The 15,609-nt window shown below is 70.0% G+C and carries 6 protein-coding genes and 1 pseudogene; all 7 read left to right on the plus strand.

All coding sequences use genetic code 11. The features are described 5' to 3' along the window. The coding region (locus tag EV193_RS20570; RefSeq protein ID WP_130345837.1) for a type I polyketide synthase at window positions 1-2,526 on the plus strand (2,526 nt) is incomplete at its 5' end. A gap of 57 nt (window positions 2,527-2,583) precedes the next feature. Then, entirely contained in the window at window positions 2,584-7,908 is a 5,325-nt protein-coding gene (locus EV193_RS20575) for an SDR family NAD(P)-dependent oxidoreductase (protein WP_423202200.1), read from the plus strand. Between the two features lie 29 nt (window positions 7,909-7,937). Continuing rightward, window positions 7,938-11,012 (plus strand): annotated as a pseudogene (locus tag EV193_RS20580) (type I polyketide synthase); the annotation flags it as partial. A 42-nt stretch (window positions 11,013-11,054) separates the two neighbouring features. After that, window positions 11,055-11,846 carry an arylamine N-acetyltransferase family protein gene (locus tag EV193_RS20585; protein WP_130345840.1) on the plus strand — a complete coding sequence of 264 codons (792 nt, stop codon included), beginning with the start codon at window positions 11,055-11,057 and terminating at the stop codon, window positions 11,844-11,846. Next, complete coding sequence (gene mhpA, locus EV193_RS20590; RefSeq protein WP_130345841.1) at window positions 11,843-13,432, plus strand: bifunctional 3-(3-hydroxy-phenyl)propionate/3-hydroxycinnamic acid hydroxylase MhpA; 1,590 nt, start codon at window positions 11,843-11,845, stop codon at window positions 13,430-13,432. Before EV193_RS20585 ends, mhpA begins: the two co-directional genes overlap by 4 nt. 61 nt (window positions 13,433-13,493) lie before the next feature. Further along, window positions 13,494-13,973 carry a MarR family winged helix-turn-helix transcriptional regulator gene (locus EV193_RS20595; protein WP_130345842.1) on the plus strand — a complete coding sequence of 160 codons (480 nt, stop codon included), beginning with the start codon at window positions 13,494-13,496 and terminating at the stop codon, window positions 13,971-13,973. 83 nt (window positions 13,974-14,056) lie between these two features. Then, entirely contained in the window at window positions 14,057-15,601 is a 1,545-nt protein-coding gene (locus EV193_RS20600) for an MFS transporter (protein ID WP_130345843.1), read from the plus strand. Window positions 15,602-15,609: the final 8 nt, after the last annotated feature.

The following is a 15,609-nucleotide window of genomic DNA, read 5'->3' on the forward strand; positions in this document are numbered from 1 at the left end:
CTCCACACCGGACAACTCACCACCACCAACCACCCCTGGCTCACCCACCACACCATCAACAACACCACCCTCCTCCCCGGCACCGCACTCATCGAGATGGCGCTGCGAGCCGGCGAGGACGTGGGTTCCACGGTGATCGAGGAGATGGTGATCGAGGCGCCGTTGGTGATACCCGACGACGGCGCCGTGCACGTCCAACTGCGGGTCGACGAGGCCGACGAGCACGGCAGGCGCCCGTTCGTCATCCGCTCCTGTGACACCGGGCGCGATTACGACAAGGGCGCCTGGGTGCGCAACGCGGCGGGTCAGCTCGTCGCGCGGCGGGAACCACCGGCGCACCATGTTGATCAATGGCCGCCGCGTGGCGCGGAACCGGTCGACCTCACCGACTTCTACGCCGACCTGCGGGACAAGGGCTACGACTACGGGCCGACGTTCCAGGCCGTACGTGCCGTCTGGCGGCGCGGTGACGAGGTGTTCGCGGACGTCGAGTTCCTCGAGGAAGACGAAGAGAACGCGCACGGCTTCCTGCTACATCCCGCCCTGGCCGACGCGACCCTGCAGGTCACGAACCTCGGGCGGCTCCCGGACGCCGGCGACAACGAGATGCTGCTGCCGTTCGCGTGGAATCAGGTCACCGTTCACACACCAGGTGCCACCCGACTGCGGGTTCGCGCAACGTACTCGGACGAGGGCGGCGTGTCGGTGGACGCGTTCGACCACTCCGGCACCCCGGTGTACTCCATCGGCTCGCTCGTCCTGCGGGCGACGGCGTCCGACCAGATCGCCGGCGGCGGTCAGCTCAACGACGCGCGCTTTCGAGTGGAGTGGACCGAGCTCGACAGGAGCACGGCCGACGAGGTGCACCACGTCGAGGTCCTCGATCTCACCGGCCCGGCGGGAGAGACCCCGCCGGCCCGCGCGAGGGACCTTGCCTCCCGCGCCCTCGATGCGATGATCTCCTGGCTGTCGAGGGACACCGCCGACGAGGCCCGGCTCGTTGTGATGACGAGGGACGCCGAACGGGATCCGGCCGCGGCCGCGGTCTGGGGGCTGGTGCGTTCGGCGCAGATGGAGAACCCGGACCGGTTCGTGCTGGTGGACGTCGACGGCGGCGAGTCGCTCGAGGCGGTGGTGACCTCGGCGGCGCGATCGGGAGAACCGCAGCTGCGAATCCGCGACGACGTCGTGTCAGTACCTCGCCTTGCCCGCATGCCGTCCGACGGCTCGAACCCGCTCCCCGAGCTGACCGGGACCGCGCTGATCACCGGCGGCACCGGCACGCTCGGCCAGGTCGTCGCCCGTCACGTGGCGACGACGACCGACGTGAAGCGCATAGTGCTGGTGAGCCGGCGTGGTGCGGACGCGCCGGGCGTGGCGGATCTCGTGGCCGAGCTCGACGAGCACGGCGTCACGGTGGACCCGGTCGCCTGCGATGTGGCCGATCGCGTGGCACTGCGCGACGTGGTCAGCGCCATCCCGGATCTCAAGGTCGTCGTGCACGCTGCCGGGGCGCTCGACGACGGTGTCGTCTCCTCGCTGACACCGGCACGGTTGGACCCGGTGTTCCGCCCGAAGGTGGACGCCGCGTGGCACCTGCACGAACTGACCAGCGATCTCGACCTCGCGGCTTTCGTGCTGTTCTCCTCGGGCGCCGGGGTATTCGGTTCTTCGGGCCAGGGGAACTACGCGGCGGCCAACGCGTTCCTCGACGGCCTCGCCGGGTTGCGCCGGGCCAACGGGTTGCCCGCGGTGTCTCTCGCGTGGGGCCTGTGGGCGGAGACCAGCGAGCTGACCGCGGAACTGGACGACACGGACCTGCGACGCAGGGAGCGGGACGGTGTCGTCGGGTTGTCCACTGTGGACGGTTGTCGGTTGTTCGACACAGCACTGCGCACCGAGTCGGCGGTGCAGGTGCTCACCCGACTTGACCTTCGGCGACTTCGCAGGACGGCCGAGCAGGACGCGCTGCCGCGGCTGTTGCTCGGGCTCGTGCCGCCCCGTGCCGCCAGGGACAGCAGGGCGACGGGTGTTCGGCGTGGGCGGGACAGCCTTGCCGCGCTGCCGGCAGCGGAGCGCACCAGGGTCCTGCTTGACCACGTGTCGTCGCTGGCGTCGACGGTCATGGGCCGCTCGGGTCGGGATGCCGTCGAATCGAAGCGAGCGTTCAAGGACCTCGGTTTCGACTCGCTCATGGCGGTCGAACTGCGCAACCGGCTGGGCGCGTTCACCGGGCTGCGGTTGCCGGCGACGCTCGTGTTCGACCAGCCGACGCCGGCCGCGATCGCCGCGCACCTCAGTGAGCTGTTGACTCCGGCCGACTCGGGCACGCCGATTCTCGAGGAACTGGCGCGGCTGGAGCGGACCATGGCCGATCTCGCCGAGGACCGCAGGGCCGAGGTGGCGCTGCGCCTTCGTGACCTGGCGTCTCGTTGGGAACCGGGCGACACCGGCGAAGTTGATCTCGAAACGGCGAGTGACGACGAGATATTCCGGCTCGCCGACAGCGAACTCGGCAACGCCTGACCAGCGCGCGACGAATCATTTCATCCATCGAAAGACGGGTGTTCCATGTCAGACGACATCAAGCTTCGCGACTATCTGAAACGCGTTCTCGGGGATTTGCAGAAATCGAATCAACGGCTGCGTGAAATTGAGGCGGAACGACGGGAGTCGATCGCTGTCGTGGCAATGGGTTGCCGTTTACCCGGCGGCGTCTCCGACGCGGACGACCTGTGGCGGCTGGTGTCCGGCGGAGCCGACGGGATCTCGGAGTTCCCGCTCGACCGGGGATGGCCGGACGACCTCTACGACGCCGACCCGGACGTGGCGGGGAAGACCTACACCCGGCACGGCGGGTTTCTGGACGGTGTCGCCCAGTTCGATGCCGCGTTGTTCGGGATATCGCCGAGAGAAGCTTTGTCGATGGATCCTCAGCAGCGCAAGGCGCTGGAGGTCTCGTGGGAGCTTCTCGAACGTGCGAGAATGAATCCGCATTCGCTTTCCGGAAGGAAGGTCGGCGTATTCACCGGGTTGATGTATCACGATTACGGCGCAAACCTTGACCGATTGCCTGACGGGGTCGAAGGGTATTTCGGCATCGGCAATTCGGGCAGCGTCACGTCCGGGCGGGTGAGTTATGCCCTCGGGCTGGAGGGGCCTGCTGTCACGCTGGACACGGCGTGTTCCTCCTCGCTGGTCGCCACCCACCTGGCGTGCCAGGCGCTGCGCGACGGCGACTGCGAGCTGGCGATCGCCGGCGGCGTCACGATCATGGTGACGCCGGAGATGTACGTGGCGTTCTCTCGCCAGCGGGGCCTCGCGTCGAACGGCCGCTGCAAGGCGTTCGCTGGCGCCGCGGACGGCACCGCGTTGTCCGAGGGCGTGGCCATGTTGCTACTCGAGCGCCTGTCGGACGCACGTCGCAACGGCCACCCGGTGCTGGCGGTCGTACGCGGTTCGGCGGTCAACCAGGATGGTGCGTCCAACGGTCTCACCGCGCCGAGCGGCCCCGCTCAGCAGCGGGTGATCAGGGAGGCGCTGCACAACGCCGGGCTGTCGGTCGCCGACGTCGACCTGGTCGAGGCACATGGGACCGGCACAAGGCTGGGCGACCCGATCGAGGCGCAGGCGATTCTCGCGACGTACGGGCGGGACCGGCCGGCCGGGCAGCCAGTCGCGCTCGGGTCGCTCAAGTCCAACATCGGGCACACCCAGGCCGCGGCGGGCGTGGCGGGGATGATCAAGGCGATCCAAGCGATCCGGCACGGCGTGCTGCCCAAGACGCTGCACGTCGACGAACCGACACCTGAGGTCGACTGGTCGGCGGGTGAGGTCGAACTGCTCGTCGACGAGCGGCCGTGGCCGGAGCGCGACCGGCCGAGGCGGGCGGCGGTGTCGGCGTTCGGCGTCTCCGGGACCAACGCCCACGTCATCCTGGAGCAGGCGGCGTTGGACGAGGAGGCGGACCGTTCACCGGAGGTGCACCTCGATCCGGTGCCACTCGCGCTGAGTGCCAAGACGGCCGCCACGCTGCGCGCCCAGGCCGTTCAGCTGCGGGGCCACCTCGATGCCTACGACGAGCTCGACCTCGCGGACGTCGGGTTCGCACTGAGCACGACCAGAGCCAACCTCGACGAACGCGCCGTGGTTCTCGCGTCGGATCGGTTGCTCGCAGGGAAAGCGCTCGCGTCGCTCGCGGACGGCGAGTCGTCGCCCGAGATCGTCACAGGTCGCCCGGTCCGGGGCCGGCTGGCGTTCCTGTTCACCGGCCAGGGCAGTCAACGCGTCGGAATGGGGCGCGAGCTGCACACGGCGTTCCCGGTGTTCGCGGCGGCGTTCGACGCGTGTTGCGCCGAGTTGGACCGGCACCTCGACCGGCCGCTGCGGGACGTGGTGTTCACCGATCAGGAGGTACTCGACCGGACCGGGTTCACGCAGCCAGCCCTGTTCGCCTTCGAGGTCGCGTCGTTCCGGCTCCTCGAGTCGTGGTCGGTCCGCCCCGATCTGGTCGCGGGTCACTCGATCGGCGAGCTGGCCGCGGCGCACGTGGCCGGCGTGCTCTCGCTCGGCGACGCCGCGACGCTGGTGGCCGCGCGAGCCGCGCTGATGGACGCGCTGCCGGACACCGGCGCGATGTGTGCCGTGCAGGCGACCGAGGCCGAGGTCACCCCGCTGCTGGGGCCGCGGGTCGACTTCGCCGGGATCAACGGCCCCACCTCGGTGGTGGTATCCGGTGACGAGGACGAGGTGAGCCGGGTCGTCGACCACTTCGCGGCCGAAGGCCGCAAGACCAAGCGGTTGCGGGTGTCGCACGCGTTCCACTCGCCGCACATCGACGACATGCTGGACGAGTATCGGGCGACGGCCGAGCGCCTGATGTTCGCTCGGCCGGACATCGGGTTCGTCTCGACGGTGACCGGTCGGCAGGTCGACACCGTGCCGGCGAGCTACTGGGTCGAGCAGGTGCGGCGGCCGGTTCGCTTCATGGACGCCGTCGTGGCACTGCGCGAGCTCGGCGCGACGACGTTCGTTGAGCTCGGGCCGGGCGGTGTGCTCACCGCGCTCGGCGAGGAATGCGTTGACGACCCGTCCACCGCGTTCGTCCCGTTCAACCGGCACGACGCCAGCGAGCCGTCGGCGGCCGTCGCGGCGCTGAGCACGCTGTTCGTGCGCGGTGCCGCGGTGGACCTCTCCGGACCGTTCGCCGGGACCGGCGCGCGCACCGTGCCGCTGCCGACCTACCCGTTCGACCGGCGGCGGTTCTGGCTGGAGGAGCGCGACCGGCGGGCGAACCTGACCACTGTCGGCATCGACGAGGTGGCGCACCCGCTGCTCGGCGCGGCCGTCGAGGTGCCGGACGCCGGTTCCGTGGTCCTGACCGGCACCCTCTCGACCGACGGGCAGCCGTGGCTCGCCGACCACACGGTCGCCGGCGCCGTGGTGGTGCCCGCGGCGGCCGCCGTGGAGATGGTGATCGAGGCGGGCGGTGAGGTCGACTGCCCGGCGCTGGTGGAGCTCGTCGTCGAGCAGCCGCTCGTGGTCCCGGCCGGCGAGGCGGTGCGGGTGCGATTGACCGTGACAGCCGACGGCGATCGGGGCGACCACACGGTGGCGGTGCACGCCAGTCACGGCGGCGGCCCGTGGACCAGGCACATGACCGCCACCGTGGCGCCGGAGGCGGCCGAGCCCGCCGAGTGGGCGACCGGAGTCTGGCCGCCGGCCGACGCGCGGCCGATCGACGTGGACGGCTTCTACGAACGGCTCGAGCAGGCCGGATACGGCTACGGGCCGGCATTCCAATGCGTGCGCGCGGTGTGGGTGCGGGGTGACGAGGTCCTCGCGGACATCACGCTGCCGCAATCCGTGGACGCGGCCGGATACCGCTTGCACCCGGCACTCCTGGACGCGGCCTCGCACGCGAGGCTCGCCGTGGGCACGGGTGCCGACGAGGCCCGGCTGCCGTTCGCCTGGAGCGGAGTCACGGTGCACACCGCCGCGGCGACCGCCGTTCGGGTGCGCTCGCGGCCGGACGGCCCGAACGCGGTCTCGCTCGAGATGTTCGACCACACCGGCGCTCCGGTGGCCACCGTGCGGTCGATCGACTCGCGCCCGCTGCCACCGGGGTCGCTCGCCGCGCCAGGGGGAGCCGGATCGCTCTTCACGATCACCTGGACTCCTGTGTCCACAATGGACGGAGCGGGTGAGCCGGCCGTCACGTTGGTCGACCTCACGGAGGCACCGTCGGCGCCGAGCTCGGCCGCAGCAAGGGACCTGGTCGCGACCGTGCTCCTGGAGATCCAGCAGTGGCTGGACGAGCCGCGCGACGACGCCGCACGGCTCGTGGTGCTGACCGGCCTTCCCGAGGACGTGCCGGGCCTGTCCGCGGTCTGGGGGTTGGTGCGTGCCGCGCAGGCGGAGCATCCGGACCGGATCGTGCTCGCCGCGGTGGACCAGGACCCGCGCTCGCGCGCCGCGCTGCCCTCGGCGATCGCGACCGGCGAGCGCCAGCTGGCCATCCGGCACGGCACGGTGTCGGTGCCGGAGCTGACCCGTGCGCCGATCGAGCGCTCACGGCCGCACGGCTGGGACGCCGACGACGCGGTTCTGATCACCGGCGGCACCGGCTCGCTCGGGTCCACTGTGGCCAGGCACCTCGCCTCGGCGCACGGTGTCCGGCGGCTCGTGCTGGCGAGCAGGAGCGGCCGGAACGCGACGGGAGCGGGCGCGCTCGTGGCCGAGCTCGCCGAGGCGGGCTGCACGGCCGAGGTCGTTCGGTGCGACATCGCCGACCGAGACGCCGTCCGCGAGCTCCTCGCGGGTATCCCGTCGCTGGGCGGGATCGTCCACGCGGCGGGCGTGCTGGACGACGGTGTCCTCGCCAAACAGGATCCGACACGCCTTGACCGGGTGTTCGGCCCGAAGGCGGACGCGGCGTGGAACCTGCACGAGGAGTCCCTCGCGCTGCGGTTGAACCTGTCGTCGTTCGTGCTGTTCTCCTCTGCCTCGGCGGTACTCGGCGGCGCGGGCCAGGCGAACTACGCGGCGGCCAACGGATTCCTGGACGGGCTCGCCGGTCTGCGCACGTCGCTGGGCCTGCCGGCGGTATCGCTCGCCTGGGGCCTGTGGGAACAGGACGGCGGGATGGCCGGCGAGCTCGGCGGGGCCAGCCGGGAGCGCATCGCTCGAAGCGGCATGGCGGCCCTGTCCGCCGACGAGGGGCTGGCACTGTTCGACGCGGCGATGGCGGCGCGGTCGCCTCGAGTCGTGCCGGCCGCCGTCGACCCGCGTGCGGCCGCGGAGACCCATCCGATGTTTCGGCGTCTGCTGCCGGTACGCCGGCGGCGCGCCGATTCGCCGGTGCGTTCGCTCACCGACCAACTCGGCCGCATGTCGCCGCCGGAGCGGGTGGCGCGGTTGCTCGAGCTCGTCCGCTCCGCGGCGGCGACCGTGCTCGGGCACGCCGACTCCGACGCGCTGCAACCCGATCAGGCCTTCAAGGACCTGGGGTTCGACTCGCTGACCGCGGTCGAGCTGCGCAACCGGCTGGCTGACGCGTCCGGCGTCCGGCTGCCGGCGTCGGCGATCTTCGACAACCCGACGCCGATCGCGCTGTCCGACGCACTGCACCAGGCACTCGGCATGGACGAGGGTCCTGCATCAGCGGAGGACCCCGGCGAGGACGAGATCCGCGTGGCGCTGGCCGCCGTTCCGCTGAGCCGCTACCGCGAGCTCGGGGTGCTGGACGCGCTGCTCGGGTGGCGGCCGTCCGCCGAGAACGAGCCGGATCAGGCGGTGAGCGCGGAGATCGCGCGCATCGCGGAGATGGACGTCGACGCACTGCTGGAGCGCGCGTTCCACATGACCGATGGCGACGCGGCTGATCGCGAGACCGGGAGGAAAGCATGAGTACGGACAACGCGCAGCTCGTCGAGGCGCTCAGAGCGGCGCTCATCGAGAACGAGAGGTTACGAAAGGAGCGGCCGGCGCCGGCCGACGAGCCGATCGCCATCGTGTCCATGGCCTGTCGGTACCCGGGTGGCGTCGGCACGCCCGAGGAGCTGTGGCGGCTCGTCTCCGACGGCGGGGACGGGATCTCGGAGTTCCCGACGGATCGCGGCTGGGACGTCGAAACGATCTACCGGGCGGGGGCCGTGCTGCCGGGCAAGACCTACGTCCGGCACGGCGGGTTCCTACACGACGCCGCGTTGTTCGACAGCGCCTTCTTCGGAATCTCCTCGCACGAGGCGCTGGCCATGGATCCGCAGCAGCGGCTGCTGCTGGAGACCACCTGGGAGCTGTTCGAGCGGTGTGGTGTCGTGCCCAAGGAGCTGAAGGGTTCCGAGGTCGGCGTCTTCGTCGGCGCGATGCACGGCGGGTACTCGGAGAACGTCGTGAGCGTGCCGGACGGAGTCGACGCGTTTCTCGGCGGCGGAAACTCGGGAAGCGTCCTGTCCGGCCGTGTCTCTTACCTGATGGGCTTCGAGGGGCCGGCGGTGACGATCGACACCGCCTGCTCCTCGTCGCTGGTGGCCGCCCATCTGGCCGCCCAGTCTCTGCGCGTCGGCGAGTGCTCGATGGCGGTGGCCGGAGGCGTCGCCGTGATGGCCACGCCGGCGGCGTTCGTGGACTTCTCGCGCCAGCGCGCGCTCGCGCCCGACGGTCGAATCAAGGCGTTCGGCGCCGAGGCGGACGGGACCGCGTGGTCCGAGGGCGTCGGCCTGCTGCTGCTCGAGCGGCTCTCCGATGCCAGGCGGAACGGGCATGAAGTGCTCGCCGTGCTGGCCGGTAGCGCGGTCAATCAGGACGGCGCGTCCAATGGTCTCACCGCACCGCATGGGCCGTCGCAGGAACGGGTCATCCGGCGCGCGCTGAACAACGCCGGCGTCTCGGCCGCCGAGGTGGACGCGGTGGAGGCGCACGGGACCGGCACTACGCTCGGTGACCCGATCGAGGCACAGGCACTGCTGGCCACCTACGGCGGGGAGCGCTCCGGCGGCGCGCCGCTGTGGCTGGGGTCGGTCAAGTCGAACATCGGCCACGCGCAGGCGGCGTCCGGTGTGGCCGGTGTGATCAAGATGGTGCTGGCCATGCACCACGGCGTACTGCCCAGGACGCTGCATGCCGATCAGGCCACCGGCAAGGTCGACTGGGCGACCGGCGCGGTTCGGCTGCTGACCGAGGCCAGGGAGTGGCCGGCCGGCGAGCGGCCGCGCAGGGCGGCGGTGTCATCGTTCGGCGTCAGCGGCACCAACGCGCACGTTATCGTCGAGGAACTGGCAGCCGCCGGGGAACCGGTCGGCGACCGGGCGACCGTCGATCCGGTGGATGCCCACGGGCCGACTCCGCTGGTGTTGTCGGCGCGCACTGCGGGCGGGCTGCGCGGCCAGGCGGATCGGTTGCGTGCGCGCATCGGGTCCGACCATGAACTGCGGCTGGCCGACGTCGGCCATTCGCTGCTCGCTACCCGGACCTCGTGGAGTCACCGGGCGACGGTGTTCGCCGACGACCGCGACGGCGCGCTGGCCGCGTTGGCGGCGTTCGCGGACGGGGAGGCCGCCCCCGGGGTCACCTCCGGTGTGACGGCGCGGGGCCGGCTGGCCGTGCTGTTCAGCGGTCAGGGCAGCCAGCGCGCCGGGATGGGCCGTGAGCTGCACGCGGCGTTCCCGGTGTTCGCCGAGGCGTTCGACGGTGCTTGTGCCGAGCTCGACCGCGCACTCGAGCAGCACGTCGAGCGGAGGATCGCCGAGGTGCTGTTCGACGAGGACGGCTCGGAGTTGAACCGCACCGTGTACACCCAGTCGGGTTTGTTCGCCATCGAGGTCGCGCTGTACCGCCTGATGGAGTCGTGGGGAGTCGTGCCCGACTACGTCGCGGGGCACTCGGTCGGTGAGCTGGCCGCCGCGCACGTGATCGGGCTGCTGTCGCTCGCCGACGCGGCCGCGCTCGTAGCGGCGAGGGGCCGGCTGATGGACTCCGCGCTTCCCGCCGAGGGCGGCGCGATGGTCGCACTGCAGGCGGCCGAGGACGAGGTGGTGCCGCTGCTCTCGCCCGGGGTGAGCCTCGCGGCAGTGAACGGCCCGACTTCGGTCGTGGTGTCCGGCGACGTGGACGCGGTGCTGGCGGTGCGTGAGCGATTCGCCGCGCAAGGCAGGAAGACCACGCGGCTGAACGTGTCCCGCGCCGGCCACTCGCACCATGTCGACGCCATGCTCGAGGACTTCCGCCGCGAGGTGGAGAAGGTCACCTTCAACACGCCGGTCATCCCGGTGGTCTCCACGGCGACCGGCCGGCTGGTCGCCGCCGAGACGCTCGGCTCGCCCGACTACTGGTGCGAGCAGGTGCGCGGCGCCGTCCGGTTCCTGGACTGCGTGCGGACGCTGGAGAGCGCCGGGGTGACGACCTACCTCGAGTTGGGGCCGAAGGGCGTGCTGAGCGCAATGGGCCCGCACTGTGTCGCGGACGGCGGCAAGAAGGGCGTGTTCATCCCGGCGTCGCGCGATGACAGTCCCGAGGACGGCGCGGTGCGCACCGCGTTGGGGCGGCTGTATGCCCGCGGTGTCCAGGTCGACTGGTCGGGGTTCTTCGCGGGGTCGGGGGCGAGGCGGGTCGACCTGCCGACCTACGCGTTCGACCGCCAGCGGTTCTGGTTGATGTCGGTGAATTCAACGATGGAGGTGGTCCAGACCATGTCGACGGACGAGGGTGGCGAGGTTTCGGTGGCCGGTCGGCTCTCGGGGCTTTCCGAGGACGAGCGAATCGAGGAATTGACGAGGCTGGTACTCGAGGAGGCGAATAACGCGCTCGGGGACGCGGCGACGACGGAGATCGAGGCGGCGAGCCCGTTCTTCGAGATCGGGTTCAACTCGTTGAGTGCGGTCGAGTTGCGCAACCGGCTCGCCGAGATCACCGATCTGACTCTGACGCCGATGCTGCTGTTCGACTACCCAACACCCGCGATGGTCGTCGAGCACCTGCACGAGCAGTTGTCGTCCGACGCGGGCACGGCGTGACGGCCATTCAGTCCCCGTTCACCGAGAAAGAAGGTCTCCACCATGTTCAACGTAGCGAACTACCTTGAGACGATCGGTTATGCCGGTTCGAATGAACCAACTCTCGACACACTTCGTGCAGTGCAGAAACAGCATCTGATGTCGGTGCCGTTCGACAATTCGGTCAATGCGAACGTCGATCGCGGCTTGTCCGTGTGGGACGATGTCGACATCGATCCGGACGAGAGCTACGAAAGCATCGTCGTCGGCGGAAGGGGCGGCGTCTGCTACGAACTGAATGGCCTGTTCCGTTTCCTGCTCACCGGCATGGGGTACGACTACCAGATCCTCGCTGGCGCTGTTCGCCAGGTGACCGGCGGTTTCGGGCCCGACCTCGAGCACATCTTCGGCTGCGTTCGCCTCGACGGTGAGCTGTGGCTCGTCGACGTCGGAATTGCCGGCCCGCATTACATCGAACCGCTGCGGGTGACGAGCGAGGTACAGGAACTGTACGGTGTCCGGTACCGGATGTTCGAGAGCGACGGCTACTGGGTCGTGCAGCGGAAACCGAAGACCGGTGATTGGCAGGCCATCTACCGGTTTCGGATGCAGTTCCGCGACATTGACGAGTGGAACGACCCCGATCCGAGCCTGGTCGAGTTCCCGCCGGGACTCGTCGCGGTGGGAACGTTCATTCACAGCCGGGCGACGGAGAACGGTCAAATCGTGCTCATCGGACGGCGCTGTCTCAAGGTCGCCGACGGCGAGGAAAGCGTGCGAGTACTCGTCGACCCGGTCGAGTACAAGGAAACCGTCAACACCATTCTCAATCCGGAAACACGGGGTGTCTCGTGACATCGGAGGACACGCGCGACGCCGATGTCGCGATTGTCGGATATGGCCCTGTCGGCCAGGTGCTGGCCATTCTGCTCGCGCAGCGCGGGTGGCGTGTGGTTGTCCTGGAAAAATGGAGCACTCCGTACACGATGCCGCGGGCGGTGTCGTTCGATGGCGAGTCGGCCAGAATTCTGGCCGGTGCCGGGATCGACGGTGTGTTCGGTGAGATCGGTGAGCCGTCGCGCGACTACACCTGGAAGAACGCGGCCGGGGATGTGCTGCTGCACGTCGACATCGCCGAGGACGGTTACTGCGGCTGGCCCGACTCGACGTCGATGTTCCAGCCGGGGCTGGAGGAGGCGCTGGCCGATCGGGGCGCCGAACTGCCGGGCCTGGAGGTCCTGCGCGGACATGCCGTGGTCGACCTGACCGACCGTGGCGAGGACGTCGAACTGGTCGCGCGGGACGCCGAAGGAGACCGGCTGGCGCTCACCGCGGCGTGGGTCGTCGGCTGCGACGGCGCGAACAGCTTCGTCAGGGAGCGGATGGGGGCCACCAGCACCGATCTCGGATTCGCCAACGACTGGTTGACCTGCGACGTGGTGATGACCGAGCCCCGGGAATTCGCGCCGAACAACCTTCAGGTGTGCGATCCGGCCCGGCCATGCACGGCGGTGTCTGCCGGGCCGGGACACAGGCGCTGGGAGTTCATGCGTCTGCCCGACGAGAGCCGGGAGGAGTTCGACGATGTCGCCACCGCGTGGCGGCTGCTCGCGCCGTTCGACGTCACCCCGGACAACGCCGTCCTGCGACGGCATGCCGTGTACACGTTCCAGGCGCGGTTCGTCGACCGGTGGCGGGCGGGGCGGCTGTTGCTGGCCGGCGACGCCGCGCACCTGATGCCGCCGTTCGCCGGGCAGGGCATGTGCTCGGGATTCCGGGACGCCGCGAACGCGGCGTGGAAGCTCGATCTGGTGCTACGCGGCCGGGCGCACGAGTCGCTGCTGGACACGTACACCGTCGAGCGCCGCAAGCACGTGCAACACGCCATCACGATGTCGGTCAACCTCGGCCGGGTGATCTGCCAGCCGGACCCGGCCGCGGCGGCCGACCGGGACGCGGCGATGCTGGCCAACCGGCGACGCACGGCGGGCACGGCCGGCGAGCCCGCCGTGTACCAACCGCTGACCGACGGTCTGTTGTGGAAGCACCGGGACGCCGTGGCGGCGCTGCGCGGCAGGCTGGTGCCGCAGGGCACGGTCGCCGCGGACGGTCACTCCGGCCCGTTCGACGACGTGGTCGGCCGGGGTTTCGTGCTCATGACCGTCGACTCGCCGGAACGGCTCGCGCCGGGCAGGCTCGCCCTGTTGGCGGACCTCGGTGCGCATGTGGTCCAGATCGTGCCCGCGACGGAAGAAGGTCACGGGGCGTCGGCCGTGCGGGACGTGGACGAGGTGTACCTGCCGTACTTCTCGGCGTCCGGAGCCCGGTGGGTGCTGGTGCGGCCGGACTTCTACGTGTTCGGCGCGGTGGCCGACGAGAGCGCGGCGGAGGACCTTGTCGGCGGGCTCGGTCAACGGCTGGGGATGCCCCTGGCCGTGTGATCGTGCCGACGGCGGAGCGCCGTGGCTACGGGTACGGCCGGGGCGGAGCTATGGTCGAACCATGGCGACGACGGCTCCGGTGTCACTCGAGACCGACCTGTTGTTCTTGTTGTCGTGGGCAGGGCATGCGCTCGCGACCGAGCAGACGGTCGCCCTCGCGGACGTGGGGATCACACCTCGCGCGCATTGTGTGCTGTACAAGGCGGTGGAGGGCGACGGTCTCACCCAGACGCGGCTGGCCCAGGTGTGCGGCCTGGACAAGACGACGATGGTGGCGACGGTCGACGAGCTCGAGCGAAAGGGGCTTGCCCGCCGCGAGCCGGCCCCTGAGGATCGCCGCGCGCGGATCATCGTGGTGACGCCCGAGGGGGCGGAGGTGTTGGCCCGGGCGACTCGGATCGTGGCTCGCATTCAGGCCGATGTGCTCGAGCATCTTCCGGAGGATCTCCGGCGAAGTGTCGTCGAGGGTCTGACGCGCCTGGTCGACGGGCGGCTGGCCAGTCCGGCGGTCTGCGATCGGCCGCCGAGAAGGCGCGGATAATTTGATCGAGAAGAGATAGTTCGACTTCGGATAATCTGCTAGGGTCGCTTCTGATGTGATGACGATCAGGAGGCGACCGAGGGATGACGTCAATCGCTAACGGCCGATCGCGCTGGCTGGCGTTCACCGTGCTGTGTTCCGTGCAGCTGATGGTGATCATCGATACGAGCATCGTGAACATCGCGCTGCGGTCCATCAAGACCGATCTGGGGTTCTCGGACTCCGCCCTTTCCTGGGTGGTCAACGCGTACACGATCGCCTTCGGTGGTCTGTTGCTCGTGTCCGGGCGGCTCGGTGACCTCATCGGCCGCAAGCGGATGTTCCTCGCGGGAATCGTGGTGTTCACCGTCGCGTCCACGCTGTGTGGCCTCGCGCAGAACCAGGAGATGCTGATCATCGCCCGGTTCGTGCAGGGGGCCGGCGCCGCGATGGCGGCCGCCGTGGTGATGGGGATCGTGATCACGATCTTCCGCGAACCGCAGCAACTGGGTAAGGCGATCGCCGCGTTCAGTTTCATAGCGGCGGCCGGGGGATCGGTAGGTGTGCTCGCCGGCGGCCTGCTCACCGACAGCATCAGCTGGCACTGGGTCTTCTTCATCAACGTGCCGATCGGTATCGCCGCGGTGGTGTTCGGCATCCCGCTGATCGAGTCGGATCGGGGGCTCGGCTTCGACAAGGGCGTCGACCTGATCGGCGGCGCGTTGGTCACCGCCGGTCTCATGCTGGGCGTGTACACGATCGTCAAGGTGACCGACTACGGCTGGGGCTCGGCGCACACGTTGGGCCTTGGCGCGGTGTCGGCCGTCCTGCTGGCGCTGTTCGTCGTGCGCCAGGCGATGGCGTCCGACCCGCTGGTCCCGTTGCGCCTGTTCAGGTCGCGCAACATGTCCGGGGCGAATATCGTCCAACTGCTGCTCGTCGCCGGGATGTTCGGGTTCAACTTCCTCGGCGCGCTCTATCTGCAGTTGGTGCTCAACTACTCGCCGACCGTGGCGAGCTTCGCGTTCTTGCCGGTCGCTCTGGTGCTCGCGGTGGTCTCGCTGGGCATGTCCGCCCGCCTGAACACCCGCTACGGCCCACGGAATGTGTTGCTCGTGGGCCTGCTGTTCATCGCTGCGGCGCTCGCGCTCGCGGCGAGGGCACCGGTGCAGGCGGACTACGTGATCGACGTGCTGCCGATGGCGGTGCTGCTCGGTCTCGGTGCCGGTCTCGCGATGCCGGCGGTGATGGCGCTGGCCATGTCTGGGGCGACACCACAGGACGCCGGCCTCGTCTCGGGTGTGGCGAGCACCTCCGGAATGGTCGGTGGCGCGCTCGGGCTGGCGGTGCTGACGGCGATCTCCTCAGCACGCACGCAGACCGAGGTGACCGACGGAGTGGATCCGAAGTCGGCCCTCAACAGCGGCTTCCACCTGGCGTTCGGCGTCTCGGCGGCACTTGTGGTGGCTGCGGTGATCATCGGCTTCTTCGTCCTGGAGTCCACCCCGCCGCAGCAGGGTCTGCCCGGTGGGCCGCCGCCTGGCGAGGGCGAGGAGGCACCGGAGGCGGTTGCCGGTGCCGAGGAGTCCTCGGCGGACGCGCTGCCGGAAGGGGCGTCCGTCGACGCCGCGGACGAGGTCCGTTCCTGAGAATTCGC

It is taken from the genome of Herbihabitans rhizosphaerae (assembly GCF_004216555.1).
Taxonomy (GTDB): Bacteria; Actinomycetota; Actinomycetes; order Mycobacteriales; family Pseudonocardiaceae; genus Herbihabitans; species Herbihabitans rhizosphaerae.